The sequence below is a fragment of the Shewanella bicestrii genome (assembly GCF_002216875.1).
In the GTDB taxonomy this organism is placed as follows: Bacteria; Pseudomonadota; Gammaproteobacteria; order Enterobacterales; family Shewanellaceae; genus Shewanella; species Shewanella seohaensis.
The window spans coordinates 343,315-369,619 of sequence record NZ_CP022358.1 but is presented as its reverse complement, the minus strand read 5'-3'; the positions used below and the strand labels follow the sequence as shown (position 1 = coordinate 369,619).

Annotated in this window: 22 protein-coding genes; 17 read left to right on the top strand and 5 right to left on the bottom strand. The window is 50.8% G+C overall.

Going from position 1 to position 26,305, the window contains the following annotated elements; genetic code table 11:
- Nucleotides 1-26: 26 nt before the first annotated feature.
- From CF168_RS01735 to CF168_RS01725, 3 genes are all read right to left on the bottom strand, one after another.
- The gene (locus CF168_RS01735) at nt 27-1,091 is read right to left on the bottom strand and encodes an aminoglycoside phosphotransferase family protein (protein ID WP_167373526.1); all 1,065 of its coding nucleotides are present in this window, start codon (nt 1,089-1,091) and stop codon (nt 27-29) included.
- A complete protein-coding gene (locus CF168_RS01730; protein WP_089066762.1) occupies nt 1,075-1,956 on the bottom strand; it encodes a nucleotidyltransferase family protein in 882 nt (293 codons plus the stop codon). The genes CF168_RS01735 and CF168_RS01730 overlap by 17 nt, the downstream gene beginning before the upstream one ends.
- 145 nt (nt 1,957-2,101) lie before the next feature.
- Nucleotides 2,102-3,598, bottom strand: coding sequence for a hypothetical protein (locus CF168_RS01725; protein WP_089066761.1), 1,497 nt, complete (start codon nt 3,596-3,598; stop codon nt 2,102-2,104).
- Between the two features lie 373 nt (nt 3,599-3,971).
- Here CF168_RS01725 and gmk point away from each other — a divergent pair, with 373 nt between their 5' ends.
- The 9 genes from gmk (at nt 3,972) to CF168_RS01680 (ending at nt 13,143) form a co-directional block, all read left to right on the top strand.
- Nucleotides 3,972-4,595 carry a guanylate kinase gene (gene gmk, locus CF168_RS01720; protein ID WP_041417076.1) on the top strand — a complete coding sequence of 208 codons (624 nt, stop codon included), beginning with the start codon at nt 3,972-3,974 and terminating at the stop codon, nt 4,593-4,595.
- 59 nt (nt 4,596-4,654) lie between these two features.
- Entirely contained in the window at nt 4,655-4,933 is a 279-nt protein-coding gene (rpoZ, locus tag CF168_RS01715; RefSeq protein ID WP_011624339.1) for a DNA-directed RNA polymerase subunit omega, read from the top strand.
- Between the two features lie 43 nt (nt 4,934-4,976).
- Nucleotides 4,977-7,079: a bifunctional GTP diphosphokinase/guanosine-3',5'-bis pyrophosphate 3'-pyrophosphohydrolase gene (spoT, locus tag CF168_RS01710; RefSeq protein ID WP_011624879.1), complete on the top strand. Its 2,103-nt coding sequence runs from the start codon at nt 4,977-4,979 to the stop codon at nt 7,077-7,079.
- Between the two features lie 22 nt (nt 7,080-7,101).
- The gene (locus CF168_RS01705) at nt 7,102-7,485 is read left to right on the top strand and encodes a RidA family protein (protein WP_011718553.1); all 384 of its coding nucleotides are present in this window, start codon (nt 7,102-7,104) and stop codon (nt 7,483-7,485) included.
- 232 nt (nt 7,486-7,717) lie between these two features.
- Complete coding sequence (locus CF168_RS01700; RefSeq protein WP_089066760.1) at nt 7,718-9,382, top strand: AMP-binding protein; 1,665 nt, start codon at nt 7,718-7,720, stop codon at nt 9,380-9,382.
- Between the two features lie 170 nt (nt 9,383-9,552).
- The gene (locus tag CF168_RS01695; RefSeq protein ID WP_089066759.1) at nt 9,553-10,503 is read left to right on the top strand and encodes a calcium/sodium antiporter; all 951 of its coding nucleotides are present in this window, start codon (nt 9,553-9,555) and stop codon (nt 10,501-10,503) included.
- A gap of 176 nt (nt 10,504-10,679) precedes the next feature.
- The gene (locus tag CF168_RS01690; protein ID WP_089066758.1) at nt 10,680-11,384 is read left to right on the top strand and encodes a tetratricopeptide repeat protein; all 705 of its coding nucleotides are present in this window, start codon (nt 10,680-10,682) and stop codon (nt 11,382-11,384) included.
- Between the two features lie 83 nt (nt 11,385-11,467).
- The gene (locus CF168_RS01685; RefSeq protein WP_089066757.1) at nt 11,468-12,547 is read left to right on the top strand and encodes a sensor histidine kinase; all 1,080 of its coding nucleotides are present in this window, start codon (nt 11,468-11,470) and stop codon (nt 12,545-12,547) included.
- Complete coding sequence (locus CF168_RS01680; RefSeq protein ID WP_011624346.1) at nt 12,547-13,143, top strand: response regulator transcription factor; 597 nt, start codon at nt 12,547-12,549, stop codon at nt 13,141-13,143. The genes CF168_RS01685 and CF168_RS01680 overlap by 1 nt, the downstream gene beginning before the upstream one ends.
- A 5-nt stretch (nt 13,144-13,148) precedes the next feature.
- Here the strand turns inward: CF168_RS01680 and CF168_RS01675 are convergent, their stop codons facing one another.
- Nucleotides 13,149-14,264, bottom strand: coding sequence for a DUF1963 domain-containing protein (locus CF168_RS01675; protein WP_089066756.1), 1,116 nt, complete (start codon nt 14,262-14,264; stop codon nt 13,149-13,151).
- Nucleotides 14,265-14,481: 217 nt separating this feature from the next.
- On the opposite strand from CF168_RS01675, the gene CF168_RS01670 reads away from it, so the two are divergent.
- From CF168_RS01670 to CF168_RS01660, 3 genes are all read left to right on the top strand, one after another.
- Nucleotides 14,482-16,008, top strand: a complete 1,527-nt coding sequence (locus tag CF168_RS01670; protein WP_089066755.1) for a YifB family Mg chelatase-like AAA ATPase — start codon at nt 14,482-14,484, stop codon at nt 16,006-16,008.
- Nucleotides 16,009-16,273: 265 nt separating this feature from the next.
- A complete protein-coding gene (locus CF168_RS01665; RefSeq protein ID WP_089066754.1) occupies nt 16,274-17,176 on the top strand; it encodes an acyltransferase in 903 nt (300 codons plus the stop codon).
- 7 nt (nt 17,177-17,183) lie between these two features.
- Complete coding sequence (locus CF168_RS01660) at nt 17,184-18,125, top strand: acyltransferase (protein ID WP_089066753.1); 942 nt, start codon at nt 17,184-17,186, stop codon at nt 18,123-18,125.
- A 32-nt stretch (nt 18,126-18,157) separates the two neighbouring features.
- Here the strand turns inward: CF168_RS01660 and CF168_RS01655 are convergent, their stop codons facing one another.
- Nucleotides 18,158-18,631 carry a DUF523 domain-containing protein gene (locus CF168_RS01655; protein ID WP_089066752.1) on the bottom strand — a complete coding sequence of 158 codons (474 nt, stop codon included), beginning with the start codon at nt 18,629-18,631 and terminating at the stop codon, nt 18,158-18,160.
- A 332-nt stretch (nt 18,632-18,963) separates the two neighbouring features.
- Here CF168_RS01655 and CF168_RS01650 point away from each other — a divergent pair, with 332 nt between their 5' ends.
- The 5 genes from CF168_RS01650 to prpF all read left to right on the top strand — a co-directional run bounded on the left by CF168_RS01650 (nt 18,964) and on the right by prpF (nt 26,080).
- On the top strand, nt 18,964-19,752 hold the full coding sequence (locus CF168_RS01650; protein WP_089066751.1) for a GntR family transcriptional regulator: 789 nt from the start codon (nt 18,964-18,966) through the stop codon (nt 19,750-19,752).
- 66 nt (nt 19,753-19,818) lie between these two features.
- Nucleotides 19,819-20,697, top strand: a complete 879-nt coding sequence (gene prpB / locus CF168_RS01645) for a methylisocitrate lyase (RefSeq protein WP_089066750.1) — start codon at nt 19,819-19,821, stop codon at nt 20,695-20,697.
- 233 nt (nt 20,698-20,930) lie between these two features.
- Entirely contained in the window at nt 20,931-22,058 is a 1,128-nt protein-coding gene (gene prpC, locus CF168_RS01640; protein ID WP_011624355.1) for a bifunctional 2-methylcitrate synthase/citrate synthase, read from the top strand.
- Nucleotides 22,059-22,196: 138 nt separating this feature from the next.
- The gene (acnD, locus tag CF168_RS01635; protein ID WP_089068879.1) at nt 22,197-24,800 is read left to right on the top strand and encodes a Fe/S-dependent 2-methylisocitrate dehydratase AcnD; all 2,604 of its coding nucleotides are present in this window, start codon (nt 22,197-22,199) and stop codon (nt 24,798-24,800) included.
- An 86-nt stretch (nt 24,801-24,886) separates the two neighbouring features.
- Complete coding sequence (gene prpF / locus CF168_RS01630; protein ID WP_089066749.1) at nt 24,887-26,080, top strand: 2-methylaconitate cis-trans isomerase PrpF; 1,194 nt, start codon at nt 24,887-24,889, stop codon at nt 26,078-26,080.
- The last annotated feature ends 225 nt before the right edge of the window (nt 26,081-26,305 follow it).

Here is a 26,305-nt window from a genome sequence, read left to right as displayed (position 1 = left end):
GCCCCAAATGGGGCGTTTGATTAGGGCTAGAAGCAAGCCTTCAACTCGGCTTCTTGATCTAACAGGCTTTGATACAAGGTAAATTGATTCGCAGCCCTATCCAAATTGTGGCCTTCACGATGCACATGGAAATACACGTCACCATTGAGATAATCCGTTAAAAAACGCACGCCGATCATCAGGCAAATCACTCGTGCCCCGAGCCAAAGGCTACGTTTTTCAACCTCAGTTAGTACTTCGCCCAGTTCACTTAAATAACCACGGCAAATGGCGGCAAAGATTGATTGGCGCACTTTAACATTATCAAGGGCGGTCGAATCTTCGGCTTCAGGCGAACAGAAGGTACGCACCATATCGCCAAAGTCATACATCAGATGCCCTTTCATGCACGTATCGAGGTCGATAATAGCCATGCTCGACATGTCGCGCTTATCAAACAGCATATTGTTGATTTTAGTGTCGTTATGGCAAATACGCAGCGAGAGCTGTGGCGAAATCTCAGCTAGCTCATCTAATAAACTCTGCTGTGACAGGGCGTAATCGACCCAGTTACGGCATAAATCCAACCGCTTGGCTTTATCCTGTTGCACCGCTTGGCGCAGCATTTCCATCCGTCCCGGTAAATGGTGGAACTGCGGGATCACATCCTCAAGCTGAGTGGCATCGAAATCACTCAAGGCACAGGCAAAATGACCAAAGGCCTTAGCCGCCATTTCGGCTTCGGCTTCAGACTTCACCACCTCGATACTTAAACTGTGGGGCAAATAACTGATGGCACGCCAAAATCCCTGCTCACCTAAGTCGATCGCCAACTCACCCTCTTGAGTAAGGCATGGACTCACCACTTGAAGACCATATTGCTGTTGTAATGCCTTGGCGCATAAATGATGGCTTATCTTATCGGCATTACTTACCAATGCCTGCGGCGTCTTAAACACTTGGGTGTTAATACGTTGCAGCACTAATTCACCCGAAGGCCAACGCACTAACAAGGTATCGTTAATATGACCATTCCCTAACGCTGAGATTTTTGCCTCGTCAGCTTCAATTCCAAAATGAGGCAACACTGACTGCCTAATGAGTTTTATCACTCAATAACTCCATTAATTTTTGCTTTACCCAGACAGTATCCTGCGGATAGGTCACACCGAGCCAAGGTTCGCTGGCCACATCGACAAACACGGGCACACCTTGCTCAATTCCCGCCTGAACCACGGCAGGCAAATAGCATTCAGATTTAGGCAATTGGCCTTGTTGTTCGATAAATTCGATTAATTCACGTTTAATAACATCAAATATGCTTGGCGAGAAGCCCCAACAGGTCATAGAAACCAGCGACTGCGAAGGAAGCGGTGCCAATCCCTCAGGGCCTTCACCGATAAAACCATGATCTTGGGCTTGAATATTCAACCATTCGGCGACTGAGCGCAGTTGCCCCTGCTCCACTTGGCATAAGCCACGATTCACACCGCCGTGCTCGGACAAGGTCAGCGCAATCGGATAAGCCACCATCATCCAGTCGTTAGGTCTGGCGGTTAATCCCTTCGCTAAAGAAGCAAAGGCGCTGTCGCCGTAAAAATCATCGGCATTGATCACCGCCATTGGCCCATTAACACTATCACGGGCGCACCAGAGGGCATGAGCCGTTCCCCAAGGCTTTAAACGATGGCTCACATCCGCAAGCTGCGCTTCGGCGGGTAAATCGGTGAGCGACTGATAACAGAAGTGATACTCGAAGTCCGCCGGCAAAAAGCGTATCAACAGCTCGCGGAGTTCCGCTTCCAATTCGGGGCGGATCACCAGCACGGCACGCTTAAATCCGCTGCGGATCGCCGACTGTATCGATAACACCAACATGGGTTCGCCCGCAGGACCGAGGGAGGCCAATTGCTTATCGCCGCCAAAACGACTACCTAGCCCTGCCGCCATAATGACTAAGGTCAAATCTGTATTCATGTGGGATTAGTGTTCAGTTCGTATTAAAGATATTTTCCCGAACCTCGCCGCAATCGGCTATGCGAGCGCATTTAAAACAAGATTGGAGAAAAAGAGGAGCAAAAGTGTAATCTACCCCTCTAGTCCTGACTAGAATTTTATCGGTTTAACGTGCTAAATAATTACCAAAGTTGCGATTAGGCTCTAAAACCGCTTGGCTACCCTTGAGGCTGAACTTGTAACCACACAAACCAATGCTGCCACGGCGAGCCAGATCTGTGATGATATTGGCCGTATCCAGCGGCGTGAAACGCGCCTCCGTTGCCGAATCGGCAAGCAAGTCCACGCTGATAGTGCGATACTCAGTGCCATTATTAAACACCAGCGCGCTACAACTCTTATCGCCCTTGGCCGTGGCAATCGACCACAGCTGTTGCGGTTTACCACGTTCACCTAACCAGCGAATAATTAACACATCTTGCTCTAACGCCACCGAAAAACCATCGGGCATATCTAAGGTCACACGATCGCTTGCGGCAATAGGCGCAGAGGGCACGACAGGAGCAGCTTCTTCAGCCAGTGACTCATCACTATTGGGCCATAATCCCCATACCAGTAGGACTAACAACACAGCGCCTACCCCACCACCGACGGGCAACCAATAACGGCGCTCAAGCTTAGGTAAAGAGGGCAACTTAATAAAACGTCGATAGGGAGCAAAAAACTCAGCAACCCCTCTAAACAACTCAGTCATTGAGCCTGACTCTTTCGCCTCGGCGCGGCGACGACGCACTTCTTCAGCATGCTCAGTATCGTTAAAGGCCGCGGTATCTTCATCGGGGTCAAAACGCCATACCGGCTCATCACTGTGCTCGGCAGGGTCGAGTGGTGCGCGTTTAAATTCTGCGCCCTGTAAATCGACTTGGGCTAAATCGACATCGGCGATATCGATGCGGGTTTGCTCGACTCGGCTCTGATTGGCAGGACGAAAATCGGCGTGGCCCTCGAGTAACGCATCTTGCACGACAAAGTCTGCAGGATTTTGCGTCATTTTAGTTAACGCATCGAAACGCAGTTCATCTTGGCGCAAGGCATCCAACTCGGCATCCACAACGGGGGAAGCACTCGTTGGTTCAGTATGGGAATAGGTTTCGGCTTCTGTCGATACCGGAATATCCGGCGCAGCATGGGAGACACTAGCACTCTGTGCCGCTGCGGCCTTTGGTGTTAATACGGGCTCGACTCGACGACGGGGAACGGCCTGCGAGGTTGGGATATCTAATGCTGGGCCATAATAGCCCAAACGATACTCCACTAAGGTGGGAGAGGTTAAACGTGTGCCCCAAAATGTCGCACCAGCGCCCAAAACCAACCCAAGAATGGCGACTACGGGCGGCGCAGCCACTATATACAGCGCAAGTAAAATCAGTAGCGGCAGAATAAAGACTGCAACCAAGGCCTTAGGCTTAGCCGCATCATTTAAACGGCGCAGCGCAGTAAGGGCGAGCAAAGGTAAGCCCACCAACGCTAAAAGATACATTAAAAAGTTCGCCCCAAACGCGGCGACAGCCAGTGAAATGCCCAAATACACACCAACACTGATGGCCACAAAGCGGGGACGGGAATCACGCCCATGAAGGCAGAAAAGAGATTTTAACAGCACGACCCTTCCTTTATAGTGAAATAATCCTAGCGCACACGACTCTCAATGTCGCATAGGCACGAGCGTAACGAATTTAGCCGCAATTGTCAGTGCAATAAGACGCTAGATAAGCAAAAATGCTGATTATATCCATCTAAAGCTAAATCAGGCTTAATTCTCAGGCTCTGCAAGGCTTAGGGACACAGAGATTTTCAGTATCCGATCTTTGAGTCACATTAAACCGTAAAAATGCACCAACGGCAGCGTTAACTGTCGCAAAACATAAATAGACAACAATTGCAGGCTAACAAGCCCTAGCGTTTTTAAGGTCAAAATCTGTATAATGCTCGGCTTTCTGGGCCCTTCTTGCGTTAACCAACTGGATATTTTGCTCATGACCGCACGCGGAAATTTATTTATTGTTTCAGCCCCGAGTGGTGCTGGTAAATCCTCGCTGATTTCAGCGCTGCTGAAAGACAAACCCGCCGACATGCAGGTTTCAGTGTCGCACACTACCCGTGCGCCTCGCCCTGGCGAAGTGAATGGCCAGCACTACCATTTTGTTAATGTTGAAGAATTTAAAGCGCTGATCGAGCAAAATGCCTTTTTCGAGTGGGCCGAAGTGTTCGGTAACTACTATGGCACTTCGCGCCACGTCATTGAGCACACTTTGACTCAAGGTATCGATGTTTTCCTCGATATCGACTGGCAAGGCGCTCAGCAAGTCAAAGCCGTGATGCCAGAGGCCATTGGTGTATTTATTCTACCGCCCTCAAGGGATGAGCTAGAACGTCGCCTCACTGGCCGTGGCCAAGACAGTCAAGAAGTTATCGCCAGCCGTATGGCACAGGCGGTTTCTGAAATGTCGCACTATAAAGAATATGATTTTATTATCGTCAATGACGATTTTGACACAGCACTGGCCGATCTGCGAGCAATCATTCGCAGCCAACGCTTAACGGGTGCTAGTCAGATCCACGCGCAAAATGATATGCTTAACGATCTGTTGGCAGGCTAACTGCCTTAGTGTACAATTTTGCGTCATTTTTTTCCCTAGATAAACTGGAGTTTCAACACATGGCTCGCGTAACTGTAGAAGACGCCGTAGAACAAATCGGCAACCGTTTTGATATGATCCTGGTTGCGGCGCGTCGTGCTCGCCAAATCGCCGTGCAGGGTAAAGACCCTATGGTTGAAGAGATGAACGACAAGCCAACGGTTATCGCCCTGCGTGAAATCGAACTAGGTTTAGTGAATGCTCACACTTTAGATGCTGACGAGCGTCAATCAGTGCGTGAGCGTGAAGCAGCTGAAATCGCAGCTGTTGCAGCCATCGCTGAAGGCCGTTCACTATAAGTCTAATTGAGTCACACCTGTTTGGGTAAAGGAGAGCTGCCACTTGTATCTGTTTGAAGGTCTAAAGGAGTCTGCTTCCGGTTACTTAGAACCTGAACAGGTAGAATTGCTCAAGCAGGCGTACCAAGTTGCGCGTGATGCCCATGAAGGGCAAATGCGCACCAGCGGCGAACCTTATATTACCCATCCGGTTGCGGTTGCCCGCATCCTCGCCGAGATGCGTCTCGATCACGAGACGCTGATGGCTGCCTTGTTGCACGACACCATCGAAGATACCTATGTCACCAAAGAGGACTTGGCCGAACAATTTGGCGAAGCCGTGGCAGAGTTGGTTGAAGGGGTGTCTAAGCTCGATAAGCTGAAATTTCGCGATAAAAAAGAAGCCCAAGCGGAAAACTTTCGCAAAATGATGATGGCGATGACGCAGGATATCCGCGTTATTCTCATCAAGCTTGCCGACCGTACCCACAACATGCGTACCTTAGGTGCACTGCGCCCCGATAAACGCCGCCGCATTGCCCGCGAAACCTTAGAGATTTACGCGCCGATTGCCAACCGACTCGGTATCCACAATATCAAGACCGAGTTAGAGGATTTAGGCTTCCAAGCCTATTATCCAATGCGCTATCGGGTGTTAAAGGAAGTGGTCAAAGCTGCCCGTGGTAACCGTAAAGAACTCATTCAAGGTATTGAAGCTGCGGTATTAACTCGCCTAAACGATGCGGGCATTAAAGGCAAAGTCAAAGGTCGCGAGAAAAACCTCTACTCCATCTACAACAAGATGCAGAGCAAGGAACTCCAGTTCCAAGAGGTGATGGATATCTACGCCTTTCGCGTCATCGTCGACTCCATCGATACTTGCTACCGCGTGCTCGGTGCCATGCACGGCCTGTATAAACCGCGTCCGGGTCGCTTTAAAGATTATATCGCTATCCCAAAAGCCAACGGTTATCAGTCGCTACATACCTCGTTATTCGGTCCACACGGCGTGCCCGTCGAGATCCAAATTCGTACCGAAGATATGGATCAAATGGCCGACAAAGGGGTTGCGGCCCACTGGGCTTATAAAGGCGGCGCCGATGGTCAAGGCACCACGACGCAAGTGCGTGCCCGCAAGTGGATGCAAAGCTTGCTGGAACTGCAACAGAGCGCCAGCACCTCCTTCGAATTCGTGGAAAACGTTAAAACCGAACTCTTCCCCGAAGAGATTTACGTCTTTACCCCCGAAGGTCGCATTTTAGAATTACCGGTTAACGCCACCGCCGTCGACTTTGCCTATGAAGTCCACACCGATGTGGGCAATACCTGTGTCGGCGCCCGCGTTAACCGCCAAGCTTATCCGTTAAGCCAGCCATTAATCTCCGGCCAAACCGTTGAGATCATTACCGCCAAAGGCGCGCGTCCGAATGCCGCTTGGCTTAACTTTGTGGTGACGGGTAAAGCCCGCGCCAAAATCCGCCAAGTGCTTAAGAGCCTAAAAGCAGATGATGCTATCGCCCTTGGCCGCCGCTTGCTGAACCATGCGCTGGGTAAAACCAAGCTCGATAGCATTCCTGCCGAGCAGATTGATAAAGTCGTGCGCGATACCAAGCACGCCAATTTAAATTCCTTACTCGCCGACATCGGCCTTGGCAATGCCATGAGCATAGTCATCGCCCAACGTTTGATTGGCGATAATTTAGAGAATCAAGAGAGCCGCGATTCTCACCTGATGCCAATCCGTGGCGCCGAAGGCATGTTAGTAACCTTCGCTAACTGCTGCCGCCCCATCCCTGGTGATGCGGTGATAGCCCACGTGAGCCAAGGCAAAGGCTTAGTCGTCCACATGGAAAACTGCGCTAACATTCGCGGTTACCAAGGCGAGCCAGATAAATACATTCCCGTACAGTGGGACAATGTCGAAGGCGTCGAATATCAAGCCAATCTGCGGGTGGAAATTGTTAACCACCAAGGCGCGCTGGCGAAGATCACCTCGATTATCGCCGCCGAAGGTTCGAACATTCACAACCTTAGCACCGAAGAGCGCGATGGCCGCGTTTACTTGATTAACCTGCGAATTTCGGTGAAGGACAGGATCCATTTAGCTAACGTGATGCGCCGTATCCGGGTACTGCCCGAGGTGTTGCGTACATCCCGTAATCGTTGATCATTACTTTAGAGAGAGCGTCATGGCAGAAAAAATCATTATCGCGACCGAAAACGCCCCAGCGGCAATTGGCACTTATTCTCAAGCGGTTAAAGTCGGCAGCACAGTGTATTTATCCGGCCAAATCCCACTGGTGCCAAGCACAATGCAAATCGTGAGCGATGATTTTGAGGCGCAAGTTGTGCAAGTGTTTGAAAACTTAACGGCCGTTTGTACCGCAGCTGGCGGCACGATCAACGATATCGTTAAGCTCAATATCTTCCTAACGGACTTAAGCCACTTCGCAAAAGTGAATGAAATCATGAGCCGTTACTTCAGCCAACCTTATCCAGCTCGCGCCGCTATCGGTGTGAAGCAGCTGCCTAAGGATGCACAAGTCGAAATGGACGGCGTGATGGAGCTGTAAGCTTCCACCGATTTTACGAGGCGCTTAGGCGCCTTTTTTATTGCTTAATGCGCCCGCGGCTCCTGCTCTGACCTGTGATTAAGTTCATTTTCATTTCATACTCAAACGATAGGCTAGTCCGCTAATTTTAAGATTTTACAATCTTGCAAACTATTTGCGTGGCCTCACAAAACTCGCCATACTGGGCACCTATGTTGGGGTTAAAATAACAATAAAGAACAGGGAATTGCCTATGGATAATGCGATTAAGACGCCAGTTGAAATGTTGGCGCACTGGGCGAATACACGTGGGGATGAGATTTATTTGCGCCAGCCCATCAAGGGTCAATACCTTGATTTCACGTGGAATGAAGTGCAAGAAAAAGTGCAGCAACTCGCGGGTGCATTGCGCCATTTAGGCTTAGAGCCGGGCGATAAGATCGCCGTGCTCTCTAAAAACTGCGCCGAATGGTTTATTACCGACCTCGCCCTGATGCACGGCGGCTATATCAGCGTTCCCATCTACCCCACCGCCAATACAGATACTATCCGCTATGTGTTGCAACATAGTGGTGCCAAAGCGATTTTCCTCGGCAAACTCGACCACTGGGCCGATCAAGAAGCCGGCGTCGGCGGTGAATTACTCCGCCTTGCTATGCCCTATGAGACCATGCCGGCTCAATATCAATGGGAACAACTGCTCAAGATGGGCAACCCTTTGATTGAAGCGCCGTTACCTGAGCTCGATCAGACCATGACCCTGATTTACACCTCGGGCTCAACGGGCCAACCTAAGGGCGCGATTCAAACGTTTGCCAGCTATGGCTGGACTTGCCAAGCCGTGGTGCGCGATCTGCGTACCAATGGCAACGACAGATTATTGTCCTACTTACCGTTAGCGCATATTACCGAGCGGGTAGCGATCGAGGGCTCGTCTTTTTATTCTGGCAGCACAGTCGCCTTCGTCGAAAGCTTAGACTCCTTCGTTGCCGATGTGCAGCGTGCTAAACCTACAGTGTTTTTCTCGGTTCCACGACTGTGGAGCCTGTTCCAGAAGAACATTATCGACAAGATTGGTGTTGGCAAACTCAATCTATTGCTAAAAATCCCACTGATTAGCAGCCTAGTAAAACACAAGATCCACAAAGGGTTAGGACTCAACCATTGCCGCTTACTCGGCTCTGGTTCGGCGCCTATTCCGCCCTCGCTTATTCACTGGTACCACAGCATTGGCTTGGATATTTGTGAAGCCTGGGGAATGACGGAAAACTGTGCTTACTCCATCATCAACTATCCCTTCGATGTGCGCAAAATCGGCACTGTGGGTAAACCCGTGCAGGATTGCCAAATCCGCCAGGGTGAGGACGGCGAACTGCTACTGAAAAGTCCCGGCCTGATGACGGCCTATTATCTGCAACCCGAAGCAACAGCAGCGGCCTTCGATCCCGATGGTTTTTTCCATACTGGCGACCTCTGCGCTATCGATGCCGATGGTTGTGTGACTATCACTGGCCGCGTGAAGGACAACTTTAAAACCGCTAAGGGTAAATACGTCGCTCCAGTGCCAATTGAACGTAAGCTCGCGCAGGATCCCCATGTGGAGCTGATTTGCGTTATTGGTTCTGGTCTGCCGCATCCCGTCGCATTAGTGCAACTTTCCGAGGGCGCGACCTTACAAGCCCGCGAGGAAGTTCGCACATCTTTAAAAGCGACCCTCGATAGCGTGAACCCACATTTAGAGTCCCATGAGCATGTGGATGCGATTGTGGTCGTGAACGAGCCTTGGACCATCGAAAACGATGCGCTAACTCCGACACTGAAGATCAAACGTCATGTGCTCGAGAAGGCATTTAGCGAACGTGTCGACGGTATTCGCGGTGCGCAAGTACGCTGGGAAGATGAGTTATCTGCAAAATAACCCATCGAATCCTGACGTAATGACACTCACCTCTAAAGCACACCTTTTCGGTGTGCTTTTTTATGACATATTCTGTCAAAGCGTTTGAAAAACACGTATCATGTGCGCCTGTCAGCGTAAGGTGATACACCTTAAATCAATTCACTTAATTAGGTTTAACAGAGTCTAAAATGCTCATTGCACTTTCAATTATCGGCGGCTTTATCATTTTAACCTTAGGCGCAGAAGCCTTAGTCCGTGGAGCGAGCTCCATCGCCCTACGTCTTGGCATTACGCCACTCATCATCGGCTTAACCATTGTGGCCTTTGGTACCAGCGCGCCCGAACTTGCGGTGAGTGTCAAGTCAGCACTGGCAGGCAATAGCGGCATTGCGCTGGGTAACGTGATTGGCTCTAACATCGCCAACATTGGTTTGATTTTGGCGATTACAGCTCTTATTCGCCCGATTCAAGTACAGTCACAGATGGTAAGACGGGATATCCCCTTGATGATCCTCGCCTCTATGCTGTTTTGGGGATTGTTATTGGACGGCGAACTCAGCCTGATTGACGGCGTGATTTTATTATCGCTGCTTGTTGGCTACCTCGTATTCAGCTATTTCAGCTCGAAAAATACCACAGATGCCGATGGTGAAATCATCGAAGAAGGCCCTAAAAACCCATTACTCTCAGTGGCCTTTATTGTTGTAGGCATCGGCATGTTAGTCGGTGGCGGGATTTTATTTGTGAACGGTGCGGTCGATTTAGCTAAAGTGTTTGGCGTGAGTGAAGTCATTATCGGCTTAACCATTGTCGCTATCGGCACCAGCATGCCAGAGTTAGTGACCTCTGTTTTAGCGGCACTCAAAGGTGAGAGCGATATCGCTATCGGTAACGTGGTTGGCTCTAACCTATTCAACATTTTAGGTATTTTAGGTGTGACTGCGATTGTGCACCCAGTATCAGCCTTAGGTTTCCAATCCTTCGACTTTATCGTGATGCTTGCCTTAGCCGTGGTGATTTTACCCTTCGCTTGGTCGGGACTACGCATCGGTCGCCGTGAAGGTGTCACGCTGCTTGTCGCTTACTTAGGCTACATGGTTTACCTCGTCAATCAAGCCAGCACCCAAGCGGTCGTTTAACACGCTGCGCCTTGCCTTACAAAACACCGGAACTTCTCCGGTGTTTTACTTTTAGGCCTAAGACATGACATTTGTCATGCCCAATTGATGACCTTTGTGCCTGCACTCAGGCCAAGGTATTTCTGATAATGAAGCCGTCCCCAAGCAATGGGTTATCACTTCAATAAGGAAATACCATGAAAACATTCTTACTTTTATCAAGCCTTGCTCTCACCTGCTCGCCCGTATTCGCGGCTTCCAACTCGAGTCTCAATATCGCAGAAGTCGACAAAGCCGCAAGCACCTTGAATATCGATAAATTACAACTGCTCAGCACCACAACACAGGATTACGAAGCAGCCTATGCCAACTATCGTTTAGCCATCAGCGCCAATGTGATGGGACAAAAAACCTTGGCGGAACAGGCCTTAACTTCGGCGCAAACTAGCTTAGAAACCCTCAATAATACCCAAGCCGATGCCGAATCCCTCGCGCTATTATCGTCCGTTTACGGCATGCAAATCGCCTTGGATAACAGCAAAGGCGCCGAGCTTGGGAGCAAATCCGCCCATGCCATTGCTCAAGCCGAACAACTGGCACCGCTTAATCCGCGAGTGGCATTAGTAAAAGCGATTGCCGCCTATAATACGCCCGCCATGTTTGGTGGCAGCATGCAAGTTGCCAAGTCACTCGCCAGCAGCGCCATTGAACGGTTTAATCAACCTTGCGAGGACATATGCTGGGGTGAGGCCGAAGCTTACACTTGGCGCGGACTCGCAAAACAGGAATTAGGCGACACCCAAGGGGCGATTGAAGATTGGCAACAGGCGCTGCAAGTGGAAAAAGATTATGGTTGGGCTAAGTTTTTACTTCAGCAAAATCAGCAAATAAGTGCAAAATAATCCCAGAACAGGCAAAAGGATTGGCTGACGTTTGCGGCCAATCCTGCCATCGGTAGCCAGCTATTGGCCTTAGGCGAAGCGTTATGACTCAACACTCAGTGCAAATAGAACAAAAAATCGCATGGGTTTACCTGATAAACCTGGCGTTTTACCTGATCCCGTTGTTTGTCACGCCCTATCCGAGCTGGCAAATTGGACTCATTTTAGCCGTACTTATTCCCTTTATTTACAGCTACTTTTGGGCCTATCGCTGCCATACTCGTGTGGCTTATCGACCCATCAGCGTCATGCTATTACTGGCGATTGCCATAACACCCATCAATCCTGGCTCTATTTCTCTCTTTACCTTTGCCAGCTTCTTTATTGGCTTCTTCTATCCACTCAGAGTCAGCCTGCTAAGTTGGTTTGGAATTTTGGCTTTATTGTTCTTACTCAACCACTTCAGTCAGTTCAACAATCTGTATTTTCCGCTGTATGGCTCGGCGTTAGTTTTCGGCGTTGGCATGCTGGGGATTGCCGAGCAAAAACGTTATCAACATAGATTAAAGGAGCGACAAAGCGCGCAGGAGATTAGCACCTTAGCGACCATGGTTGAACGGGAACGCATCGCCAGAGACTTGCACGATATAATGGGACACAGTCTGTCATCGATTGCCCTAAAAGCTGAACTGGCGGAAAAACTGCTCGCCAAACAAGAATATCAATTAGCGACTACTCAGCTGCAGGAGCTAGGACAAATCGCTCGGGAAAGCTTGAGCCAAATAAGGCATACAGTCTCTGATTATAAACATAAAGGGCTGGCCAGCTGCGTCACACAATTATGTCACTCCCTGAGGGACAAGGGCATCGCGGTGGAGCTGCTAGGTGAGTTACCCAAATTGTCTGCCAGAGCAGAGAGTCAGCTCGGTTTAGTGTTAACTGAGCTGGTGAATAATATTCTGCGCCACAGCAGCGCCAGCCAATGCCGCATTCAGTTTCGCGAGCAAGCCGATAGCCTTATCGTCGACGTGCAAGATAACGCCCCAACAAGCCCTATTATCGAGGGTAACGGCCTAACAGGGATCCGCGAGCGGCTCGCTAGCCTTGGGGGACATTTAAGCTATGATCTTGAACAGGGATACGCCTTTAGCGTCAGTTTACCTTTGCAGGGAGCAACAGATTAATGCACATTCTTCTCGCGGAAGATCAGGCCATGGTGCGCGGCGCGCTCGCAGCACTGTTAACCCTAGCGGGCGGTTTTACCATTACCCAAGCCAGCAATGGCGATGAAGCCTTAAACCTGCTGAAACAACAACATTTCGATCTACTGCTGACGGATATCGAAATGCCGGGAAGAACAGGTTTGGAGTTGGCAACTTGGCTTAAAGAACAGCATAGCCATACCAAAGTTGTTGTTATTACCACCTTTGGCCGCGCAGGTTATATAAAACGCGCCATTGAAGCAGGCGTGGGTGGCTTTTTACTGAAAGATGCGCCCTCGGAAACCTTAGTCCATGCCATTCAACAAGTGATTGCGGGTAAGCGGATTATCGATCCTGAGCTGGCAATCATGGCGATTGGCGATGTCGACCCCCTCAATGATAAAGAGCGCCGCGCCCTACGTTTTGCCAGTGAAGGCAAATCCACCGCCGAGATAGCCGAGATGCTGTTTATTGCCGAAGGCACAGTACGCAACTATTTATCCGAAGCCATTGCCAAACTCAATGCGAGCAACCGAATCGATGCCGCCCGCATCGCCAAGCAAAAAGGTTGGTTATAGCTCTGCTAGTTGTCATAAATGCAGTAAATGCGGTCGAATTTCCCTAAGGCTAAATCATCCCGGTGGATAATAAAATTCAACTGCATCGAGTGCTCACTATAGACGGCTTTGAACAGCACCAGATAATCTTCGGCATTGCCGCCTAATTCAGCCGCAGCGTGGAGTTCGGGGGCTTTATAGCGGCTATCACCATGGCCATTAATGCTGGCGATACCATTGTAATACGGCAGCGGCTGCTTGGGGACGAGCAATGCCTGCAAGTTGGATGACTGCCAGTCGGTATTAGCCCATTGCGATTGAGTGAGAATCTGACCAGGGATAAACCCGTGCTCATTCAATTGTATCAGCTCATAGCCCTTGAGCTGATCTTGCCACTCTGGTGCCAATTCATCATCCACAACCTCAAGGGCTTCCAGCACCATGGCTTGTTGCGGTTCTGGTAGCGCTTGTAAACGTGCCTTGGCTATCTTTACTAAATGCGGGTTGTCACTATTAATCATGTCAGGGGCTATCATCTTAATGCTGGCAATCCCCTGAAGTTGATAAGCCGCCTCATACTCATAGTTTGCACATACAGCATCGTCGAACTTAGGTTCGGCAATCGCTTTCCCAGAGTTAAGCTGCTGATCTTCAGCGACATAATAGACATGGCCGCGAAGCATTTCCGAGAATCGCCAGCGCTCCAAAAAGAACAACAATCGCCCTTCTCGAGGCAAATAAGATTGAAACGCCTTCAGGTCGCTACAGTTGAGCTGTGCGATAAATTGCATCGGCACACGGAAGGCCTGCGCCGCCTCGTCCCAGTCCCAATCCTGCGACCAGCAATAATGCTCCTCGATATACTCGCGAGTGTGGTCGAATTCCTCAGCGTAAGCATCCAGCATCTCCTCCCTTCCAACCAGAGTCACCGGATAATCCATGCCGACAGGCAAATCCGGCAATCCACCTAGTCGGCTGTTACCTAACTGGGCATAGTCTTCGTTTGCACAGGGATAGAGATCGACACTACTGCGAATAAACGCCGAGAGAACGTTGGCAAGCTTGGGGTCTTTAAACTGTGCCAGCTTTTGCTCGAGCAACTGCTGACGAATGGGGGAATTTTCTGCTAACAACATATCCATATTTACCTCACTGCTCCAATATGGGCTTTTTATCATTTCTATCAAATATTTGCTATCGCTTAACCGTTCAAACTATCAACACTGTCCAGCTAACGCTAACGCCTGGGTCAGCCGCTTACGGCGCAGGCGGACAGCGACCCAAGTGAATTGAAAACCCTTAGGCGAATTACTGCTACACTCAAATTCTGCGCAAAAAGATCAACAAAAGGATTTGTTTATGGCGATAGCCTGCGTGCATACCCGAGCCAGTTGCGGTGTTGAGGCTCCAGAAGTCATCGTTGAAGTGCATCTTAGTAATGGTCTGCCCGCCTTTAATCTGGTGGGCTTACCCGAAGCCTCGGTCAAAGAAGCGCGCGAGCGCGTACGCAGCGCCTTGATCAATGCGGGATTTGAATTCCCCATGCGCAGGATAACGGTTAATCTCGCGCCAGCGGACTTACCCAAACAAGGGGGCCGTTACGATCTGCCCATCGCCATAGGTATTCTGGCGGCTTCGGAGCAAATCCCCGCCAGCAGCCTTAAAAATACCGAATTTGTCGGCGAGCTCGCGCTCTCGGGGCAGATACGCCATTGCCAAGGGTTACTACCCGCCATCATTGCGGCTAAACGTCATAATAATCAGTTAATTCTTCCACTTGAGAATCGCCACGATGCCGAGCTTGTGGGCTATCACAGCGTCTATTTTGCTTCCCATCTGCAAAGCTTAGCCGCGTTTCTCCACGGACAGGCGCCATTGCCTATGCTCGAGCAACAGCTCGAATGGATTAGCGACGAGGCGCCAACCACCCAGCCATGCCTGAGCGACGTCATAGGCCAGTATCAAGCCAAACAAGCCCTCGAAATCGCTGCGGCCGGAAACCATAACTTACTGATGCTCGGCCCGCCGGGCACAGGTAAAACCATGTTAGCCAGCCGAATTATGGCGCTATTGCCCATACTCACTTACGAAGAGGCATTAGAGGTCGCCGCCATTCATTCGGTGGCGGGCATTAATATCAAACCGCAGGATTTTTTGAAGCGGCCATTTCGCGCGCCGCACCATACCAGTTCGTCCATCTCCTTGGTCGGCGGTGGCAGCATTCCTAAACCTGGGGAAATCTCCCTAGCCCATCGCGGGGTGTTGTTTTTGGATGAAGTCGCCGAGTTCCCCCGTAAGGTGCTCGATTGCCTGCGTGAACCCATGGAAACGGGTGAAGTAGTGATCTCCCGCGCCGCCGCTAAGTTAACCTTTTTGAGCCGCTTTCAGTTGATCGCCGCCATGAATCCCAGCCCCAGCGGTGATATTGAAGGGGCGAACCGCGCCACCCCCGATCAGGTTCAGCGCTATCTCGCAAGACTGTCGGGGCCTTTTTTAGATAGGTTCGACCTCACCATCGAAGTCCCAAAACTCCCCGCGGGCACACTCACCCAACCAACAAGTGCCAGCGAAACCAGTGACGAAATCGCTAAACGAGTCAAACGCGCCCGCGATAGCCAACTGGCGCGAGCTGGCGTGCTCAACAGTGAACTCTCGGGAAAACAGCTAAAACAATTCGGTGGCCTCAGCGACGCCGACTTAGGCTTTTTAGAACAGAGTGTCGTCAAGCTCGGGTTATCCGTTCGCAGCTTCCATCGCATTCAACGTGTTGCCCGCACCATTGCCGATCTGGAGCAAGCCCCCAATACCGAACGGCGCCACCTCGCCCAAGCCTTAGGTTATCGCGCCATGGACAAACTATTAGCTCGCTTATCCCAGCAGTATTGAGGCTCAAAATGTTATACCAATCGTATTAAATATCTGTTCATTCAGCGGGAGCCTCACAAGCATCTCACTCCCGTGTTACATTGACTTAAAAGGGAATAACCATTTCTGCGTCAATGCGCCTTGGATTGAGATGCCTGTGAGGCTCTGAACTAATTAGATATTTAACGTGATTGGTATTAACAAATGCCCCGACCAGCTGCCGTAAGATTGAGCCAAACGCCGACACCGAGTAACATAGGCCTCCAATTTTTATCAGGAGGCACTAATGGGGACGCTGTTTTCACAATTAAAAGGCTGCATTGCCTTCTTAGGCTATGTCGTGAATACCTTGTTTTGGGTTATACCTATAGTGCTCGGCAGCCTGATAAAGCTTATCCCTCTGCCACCACTGAGAACGGCCATCAGCTACTTTCTCGACTTTTGCGCGAGCGCCTGGATCAGCGTCAATGGTGTGATAGAACGTGTGCTGCACCCAGTCGACGTCGAACTCACGGGTGACACCCAATTCTCGACCAAAGAATGGTATATGGTGATTGCTAACCACCAGTCCTGGGTAGATATTTTAATCCTGCAACGGGTGTTTAACCGCCGCATTCCCTTCCTGAAGTTCTTCCTCAAACAGGAACTACTTTATGTACCAGTATTAGGACTGGCGTGGTGGGCATTGGACTTTCCCTTTATGCGCCGCTATAGCACGGCACAGCTGAAGAAAAATCCGAAGCTCAAGGGCAAAGATATTGAAATTACGCGTAAAGCCTGCGCGAAATTTAAGACAAAGCCCGTCAGTGTGATGAACTTTGTCGAGGGCACGCGCTTTACTAAGGCTAAACATAAAAAGCAAAACTCACAGTTCCAACATCTGTTAAAACCTAAAGCGGGTGGCATGGCCTTCGCGCTATCGGCGATGGGAGAACAGATCCATAAGTTAGTGGATGTTGCGATTTACTACCCGGGCCCAGTCCCTAGCTTTTGGGACTACCTGACAGGCAAGCTGCCAAAGGTTAAAGTACACATTAAAGTGAGTGATATCGCGCCGGACATGCGTGGCGACTACATGAATGACCGTGATTTCAAAATTGGCTTCCAAGAACAATTGAACGACATTTGGCTCGCTAAAGACCAAGTGATCAGCCAACTGGCTGGCCAAGCGGACCAAGAAGTAAGGTAAAACCTCTATGTTGAATTTCCTTCCCGGCCCAGTGCTGTTTATTCTCAGTCTGAGCCTGCTGATCATTAACACCGCCCTTTGGGGAACCTTGGTTTGCCTCGGTGGTGTAGTGAAAATGCTGATGCCAGCTCAAAGTGCACGCAACGCCGTGACCGCACTGATGAACCGTTTTATGTGGGCATGGGCGAGCTGTAATGGCGGCATTTTATATTTGATTGCCAAAATTGAGTGGGACGTCCAAGGCCTCGAAGGATTGGATAAAAACGGCTGGTACTTGTTAATCAGTAACCACCTCAGTGGCTTTGATATTGCCGCGCAGACCTATCTGCTGCGTAACCATATTCCTATGCTGAAGTTCTTCCTTAAGAAAGAGCTGATCTATGTGCCTATTATGGGCCTAGGTTGCTGGGCGCTCGACATGCCCTTTATGGACAGAACCAGCCCGGCAAAACTTAAGAAAAATCCAAAGCTTAAGGGTAAGGATTTAGCCACCACTCGCCGCGCCTGTGAGAAGTTTAAAAATATGCCCACCTCAATCATCAACTATGTTGAGGGCAGCCGTTTTACCGAAGACAAACGCCAGCGTCAGGATTCACCTTACCGCCATTTACTGCGTCCTAAGGCGGGCGGTATTGCCTTTACCCTGTCGGCTATGGGTGAGCAATTTACCAATCTGTTGGATGTGACCTTAGTGTATCCCGATGCGCCGGATGATGTGTTATTCGGCGTGATGAACGGCAAAGTGCATAAGATTGTGGTGCGAGTTCGCGCCTTACCTGTTCCCCAAGTCGATGCGACTCGCTACTTTGCCGAATCCGAATACCGCGTCGAGTTTCAGCGTTGGTTAAACCAAATTTGGGTCGAGAAGGACGAGCAAATCGATGCGCTGTTACTGCAACATCGACAGCTGACGGACAGCGCCACCAGCACCCACACACAGCTTCACTAACCTAAGTGAGTCGATAGCGGGTTAGGCTTAACCTAGCCCGCTGATTCCGCCTCAAGCAGCGCCAGCCTTGTTGCCGCTTGCGCTAATTCCGTTTCATTAAACACACTCACACCCGCCGCCTGCAGTAATTCCGCCGTCATTCCCTGCCCTGCGATTAAACGTTTACTGAAAGTGCCATCATAAATATGTTGATTGCCACAGGAAGGACTGCGCGCCTTTAAAATCGCAATTTTAATACCTTGATCCTGAGCCAGAGCAAGCGCCTTTTGCGCCCCCAACCTAAAAGCTGCTGTTACATCTTCACCCTGCGCCGTTAGCACTACCTCGCCAACACGCTCGGCAGCAGGCCTTGGTGTAGCTAATCCGCCCGCGCATTCGGGACAAAACGCCACTATACGATCTTCTCGCTGCCATCGCTGCATCCACTCGTCTTGCAGCAGATTATGGCCACCGTCATAACGTACTGCCTGCCCAAGCAAACAACTGCTAATGAGGATTTTCTCCATCTTGTCCCTCTATACCTTCACCCTGTGAGTGCCGACCCATACCTCCTCAGCATTGTACTCAATAAGTCGCTATGGGGTAAAAGCTGTGCTTGAACGGAGCATCAGATATTACTCAACACTAAAATTGTCGACAATTATCAATTGCAAAATAGAGAAGATAAAATTATCAAAATCAACCAAAAACAAAAATAACCAACAAATACAACACTTAATACAGCAAAAACCAGAAATATAGACTTACGTCTAAGTAAACATATTGTTGACAATAATCATTGGCGGGACTATTTTTTACCCATTGTCGACAATCCAGCAATCAACGAGTGATGCGCAGTATGTTGAAGCAAGAGACCATATTCCCAACAGATGACACCTCAAGCTCAGTGGCTCATGCCGCGACGAGCCCAACGAATAAGGTGAAATCCCTCGCCAGCGAAAAATCGTCGACCACCTTAGCCGATCAAATTTTGGTGCAAATACAAACCAGCATCATCAAGGGTGAGCTGCCTGCGGGTAGTAAGATCAACGAGCAAGCCCTCGCCGAAAAATATGGCATCAGCCGCGGCCCAACCCGTGAAGCGCTGCAAACCTTAGAAAGACAACGTCTCGTTGTCCGCGCGCCCCATGTGGGTGCCCGTGTTGCTCAACTCACAGTGAGCGAGTTAAACGATTTATATCAATTGCGTAGCGTGCTCGAAGGCATGGCCTGCGAACTCGCCGCCAGCCGCATTACCCCAGAACAGCTGGCGAAGTTACAAGACCTGCTCGCCGTGCAAGAAACCGCGCTGGCCAATGGCGATACCTATTTCCAAGAGGAAGGCGATGTCGACTTCCATTACCAAATCATCCAAGCCAGCGGCAATAAGCATCTGCAAGAAACCTTAATTGGTGGGCTTTACCACCTGCTGCGGATGTATCGCTATCAATGCACCAATAAGAACCGCCCAGTAAAAGCCATTGCCGAACACAGACGTATCGTCGAGGCCATCGCCCAGCGTGATGGTGAACTCGCCAGTCTGTTGATGCGTCGCCATATTGAGCAAGGCCGTAAAAATACCGAATTACGCTTGATTGAATTACAAGCTAACGCCGCCGCGAAAGAAACCTTAGCCAATATTAACTAAGGCGTTGCGGCCCATAAGCATCCAATGCTGAACACTCAGTACCCTAAATAGGATAAGGACAAGACCATGACCCAAAGCGCAGGATTACGTTTTCGCCAAGCTCTTGCTAACTCAAAACCGCTGCAAATCGTCGGCACCACCAATGCCTATTTCGCCCTGATGGCGGAGCAAACGGGTTTCCAGGCCCTGTATCTGTCGGGCGCAGGCGTAGCGAACGCCTCCTACGGTTTACCGGATTTAGGCATGACCTCGATGAACGACGTGCTGATCGATGCCGGCCGTATCACCTCTGCAACCAAACTGCCACTGCTGGTCGATATCGACACAGGTTGGGGCGGCGCTTTCAACATCGCCCGAACAATTAAAGAATTTGAAAAAGCAGGTGTTGCCGCCGTGCACATGGAAGACCAAGTGTCGCAAAAGCGTTGTGGCCACAGACCCAACAAAGCGGTCGTTAGCACAGAGGAAATGGTTGACCGTATCAAGGCCGCCGTCGATGCCCGTACCGATCCTAACTTTGTGATCATGGCGCGCACCGATGCGGTTGCCGTTGAAGGTTTAGAAGCGGGTATCGAACGTGCAAAAGCCTATATCGCCGCGGGTGCCGATATGATTTTCGCCGAAGCCTTGACTGAGCTGGACCAATACCGTCACTTCAAGGCGCAGGTTAACGCACCAATTCTGGCAAACATGACCGAATTTGGCCAAACCCAATTGTTCAACAAAGAAGAACTCGCCGAAGCGGGCGCCGACATGGTGCTTTACCCACTCGGCACTTTCCGCGCCGCTAACCAAGCCGCACTGAAAGTGATGCAAGCGCTGATGAATGATGGTCATCAACGCAATGTCTTAGACACTATGCAGACCCGTGCGGATCTGTATAAGTACTTGGGCTACCACGCCTTTGAAGACAAGTTAGATCAATTGTTTAGCCAAGATAAGTAAAAGATAAGTACAGACCATGGACGTCAGTAGAAGCTTAGGCTTCGCGTTGTTACTGATACCCAGATGCGCGAGCCGCGACCTCAAATAACGGCTCACGCATCACCGACACGCTGCAACCCTACATAAGGTCGAAACGAGTATTTCGCCAACATTATGCAGCTTTAACCAAAAAGGTAGACGGCCAATATTGAGCCTGTCTGCAATAACCATAGCGTTAACGGAAGGGAAGGATTATGTCAGACGCAAAAAAATTAAGTGGTGCAGGATTACGTGGCCAGAGCGCGGGTGAGACCGCATTAAGTACCGTAGGTGTATCGGGCAGCGGCCTGACCTATCGCGGTTACGATGTGAAGGACTTGGCCGAAAACGCCACCTTCGAAGAAGTCGCGCACCTCATTCTCTACGGTGAGCTGCCAACCACAGCACAACTCGAAGCTTACAAGACCAAACTTAAGGGCATGCGCGGCCTGCCACAGGCATTAAAAGAAGTATTAGAGCGCATTCCTGCCGACGCCCACCCAATGGATGTCATGCGTACCGGTTGCTCTATGCTGGGTAACCTCGAAGCCGAGCACAGCTTTAGCGAGCAAAGCCAAATTGCCGATCGTTTACTGGCGGCCTTCCCATCGATCATCTGCTACTGGTATCGCTTTAGCCACGATGGTGTACGCATCGAAACCGAAACCAATGATGAGCAAATCGGTGCTCACTTCCTGCACCTGCTGCACGGCAAAGCCCCATCGGCACTGCACGCTAAGGTAATGGACGTATCATTAATTCTGTATGCAGAGCATGAGTTTAACGCTTCAACCTTTACCGCCCGTGTGTGTGCATCAACCCTGTCGGACATGCATTCCTGCGTCACTGGTGCTATCGGCTCACTGCGTGGTCCGCTACACGGCGGCGCTAACGAAGCGGCGATGGAACTGATCCAAGACATGAAAGACGAAGCCGATGCCCGCGATGTGCTCATGGGTAAACTCGAGCGTAAAGAGAAGATCATGGGCTTTGGTCACGCCATTTACCGTGAGTCAGACCCACGTAACGCCATCATCAAAGAATGGTCTGAAAAGCTGGCCGCCGATTACGGCGATGATCGCCTCTACCGCGTATCGGTCGCCTGTGAAGCCCTGATGTGGGAACAGAAGAAACTCTTCTGTAACGCAGACTTCTTCCACGCCAGTGCTTACCACTTCATGGGCATTCCAACCAAGCTGTTTACCCCGATCTTCGTTTGCTCACGGGTAACGGGCTGGACGGCGCACGTGATGGAACAGCGTTCAAACAACCGCATTATTCGTCCAAGTGCCGACTATGTGGGTGTAGCGCTACGTAAAGTCGTGCCGATTGCAGAGCGTTAATAACACAACAGGAACTGGCGCTAAGCGTCAGTTCCGCATGAGCTCTTTAGGTCTAACACCTTAATAAAAGAGCCGAATTGACCCTATGTGGCTGCGATAGCAGCCACCGAAGTACAAATAGGTACGGACATTACCACTATGACCACAGCTATGAATCGCCTCTATCGCAAGCCCTTACCAGGCACAGCACTTGACTATTTCGATACCCGTGAAGCCGTTGAAGCCATCAGCCCCGGCGCCTACGCTAAACTGCCCTACACCTCACGTGTATTAGCAGAAAACTTAGTGCGTCGCTGCGAGCCAGAAGCACTCACAGACTCACTAAAACAAATTATTGAATCAAAACAGGAACTGGATTTTCCATGGTTCCCTGCGCGTGTAGTGTGCCACGATATTTTAGGGCAAACCGCGCTGGTAGACTTAGCGGGTCTGCGTGATGCGATTGCCGCTAAGGGTGGCGATCCGGCGCAGGTTAACCCTGTGGTTCCGACCCAGCTGATTGTCGACCATTCTCTGGCGGTGGAATATGGTGGTTTCGATAAGGATGCCTTTGCGAAAAACCGCGCCATCGAAGATAGACGCAACGAAGACAGATTCCACTTTATCAACTGGACTCAAAAGGCGTTTAAAAACATTGATGTCATCCCGCAGGGCAACGGCATCATGCACCAGATCAACCTGGAGCGTATGTCACCCGTGGTCCATGCCCGTGATGGCGTGGCGTTCCCCGATACCTTAGTGGGCACCGACAGCCATACGCCACACGTGGATGCGCTGGGTGTTATCGCCATCGGCGTGGGCGGGCTTGAGGCCGAAAGCGTGATGTTAGGCCGCGCCTCTTATATGCGTCTACCCGACATTATCGGTGTTGAGCTCACAGGCAAGCCTCAACCGGGCATTACCGCCACCGATATCGTATTAGCCTTGACCGAATTCCTGCGTAAGGAAAAAGTAGTTTCTTCTTACCTTGAGTTCTTCGGCGAAGGCGCAGAGGCTTTAACACTTGGCGATCGCGCGACTATCTCTAACATGACGCCAGAATTTGGCGCCACCGCCGCCATGTTCTATATCGACCAACAAACGCTGGACTACTTAACCCTGACGGGTCGTAGCGACGAGCAAGTGAAGCTGGTTGAAACCTATGCCAAGACCACAGGTTTGTGGAGCGATGACCTCAAGCAGGCCGAGTACCCACGTACCCTGCATTTTGACCTGTCATCGGTAGTGCGTACCATTGCTGGCCCATCGAATCCCCATGCTCGCGTTCCGACTTCAGAGTTGGCCGCGCGCGGCATCAGCGGCGTAGTTGAAAATGAGCCAGGCTTAATGCCAGATGGCGCCGTGATTATTGCGGCCATCACTAGCTGCACCAATACCAGTAACCCACGCAACGTAATTGCGGCGGGCCTACTGGCACGTAACGCCAATGCCAAAGGCTTAAGCCGTAAACCTTGGGTGAAAACCTCACTCGCCCCCGGCTCTAAGGCGGTACAACTGTATTTAGAAGAAGCCAACTTGCTGCCAGAGCTGGAGTCATTAGGCTTTGGTATTGTCGGTTTTGCCTGCACCACCTGTAACGGTATGAGCGGCGCACTCGACCCGGTTATTCAGCAGGAAGTGATCGACCGCGATCTTTACGCCACCGCCGTATTATCCGGTAACCGTAACTTCGACGGCCGTATTCACCCTTACGCTAAGCAAGCCTTCCTCGCATCACCACCATTAGTCGTCGCCTACGCAATCGCGGGCACCATTCGTTTCGATATCGAGAAGGATGTGTTAGGCCACGATAAAGATGGCAACCCAGTGCGCTTAATCGATATTTGGCCAACGGATGCCGAAATCGATGCCGTGATTGCAGCAAGCGTGAAGCCAGAGCAGTTCCGTAAGGTCTACGAGCCGATGTTCGACCTGAGCGTCGACTATGGCGATAAGGTCAGCCCACTGTACGACTGGCGCCCACAATCGACCTATATCCGCCGTCCTCCTTACTGGGAAGGCGCATTAGCGGGTGAACGCACCCTCAAGGGCATGCGCCCATTGGCCGTACTGGGTGACAACATCACCACAGACCATTTATCACCCTCGAACGCGATTATGATGGACAGCGCGGCAGGCGAATACCTGCACAAGATGGGTCTGCCAGAGGAAGACTTCAACTCCTACGCGACCCACAGGGGCGACCACTTAACGGCCCAGCGTGCCACCTTCGCCAACCCAAAACTCAAAAACGAGATGGCGGTTGTCGATGGCAAGGTGAAGCAAGGTTCACTGGCGCGTATCGAGCCAGAAGGCCAAGTGACCCGCATGTGGGAAGCCATTGAAACCTATATGGATCGCAAACAGCCGCTGATCATTATCGCTGGCGCCGACTATGGTCAGGGTTCATCCCGTGACTGGGCTGCAAAAGGCGTGCGCTTAGCGGGCGTTGAGGCCATTATTGCCGAAGGCTTCGAGCGTATTCACCGTACTAACTTAGTCGGTATGGGCGTGTTACCGCTGGAGTTTAAGGCGGGCGAGAATCGCGCTACCTATGGCATAGATGGTACCGAAGTGTTTGACGTCTATGGTGAAATCGCGCCAAGAGCGGATCTCACGGTCGTGATTAGCCGCAAAAATGGCGAGCGCGTCGAAGTACCCGTTACCTGTCGCCTCGATACCGCAGAAGAAGTGTCTATCTATTCTGCCGGCGGCGTATTGCAGCGTTTTGCGCAGGACTTTTTAGAGTCGAATCTGAAGTAAGACTCGCGCTAAAAGGCGGCAATGCCGACAAGCTTGCCGCCTATATCAACGCTAACCTTTTCGCTATTCCCCTTGGAGTTAATAGCATGAGCAAGAATCCGTTTCCGCCCCAAATTAAAGTTGCCGCCACCTATATGCGCGGCGGTACCAGTAAAGGGGTGTTTTTCCGTTTACAGGACTTACCCGAAGCAGCCCAAGTACCCGGTCCTGCTCGAGATGCCCTGCTCCTTCGCGTGATTGGTAGCCCCGACCCCTATGGCAAGCAAATTGATGGCATGGGCGGCGCTACCTCAAGCACCAGCAAAACCGTGATCCTGTCGAAAAGTAGCCAAGCCGATCACGATGTTGACTATCTGTTTGGCCAAGTCTCAATCGACAAACCCTTTGTGGATTGGAGCGGTAACTGCGGCAACTTAACCGCTGCTGTGGGCGCTTTTGCTATCAGCAATGGGCTGATTGACGCTGCGCGCATTCCGCAAAACGGCGTCTGCACAGTGCGTATTTGGCAGGCCAATATTGGCAAAACCATTATTGCCCACGTGCCGATTACCGATGGCATGGTGCAAGAGATTGGCGATTTTGAGCTAGATGGTGTGACCTTCCCCGCCGCCGAAGTGCAAATCGAATTTATGAACCCCGCCGCTGACGAAGACGGCGATGGTGGCAGCATGTTCCCTACGGGTAACTTGGTGGATGTGTTAGAAGTGCCTGGTGTTGGCAGCTTTAATGCGACCATGATTAACGCGGGAATTCCGACCATTTTCATCAATGCCGAAGACTTAGGCTATACGGGCACTGAGCTGCAGGACGATATCAACAGCGATAATGCCGCTTTGGCCAAGTTTGAAACCATTCGTGCCCATGGCGCGGTGCGTATGGGGCTTATCAAGCATATTGATGAAGCTGCTTCGCGCCAACATACGCCTAAGGTAGCCTTTGTTGCTAAGCCGAAAAACTATGTGTCATCCAGTGGAAAAGCCGTCGCGGCAGAGGAGATCGATCTGCTGGTACGCGCCCTCTCCATGGGCAAATTGCACCATGCAATGATGGGCACAGCCGCCGTGGCGATTGGTACAGCGGCAGCGATTCCCGGCACTTTAGTCAATCTCGCAGCAGGCGGTGGTGACAAGGAAGCGGTGCGTTTTGGCCACCCTTCAGGCACCCTTCGCGTCGGCGCTCAGGCCATGCAAACAAATGGCGAATGGACTGTCGTCAAAGCCATTATGAGTCGCAGCGCCCGCGTGCTGATGGAAGGCTTTGTTCGCGTACCGGCGGCTTAAGCCAAGAAAAGCGTTCAACCAAAGACCTTGCTTCTCCCCCTTCCGGCAAGGTCTTTTTTTATTTCGTTATTAGGCAAATCCCAATATGTTGGCATTCGGTAAAAACTGCTAAACTCCCCCTCGATAGCAAGATAATCACAAGCCGCATTTTGCGTCCTGTAAATCCGTGAATATACTGATTATTAATTTGATATTTAGCTGAGCTCGCGTCTTTGTTGCACTATA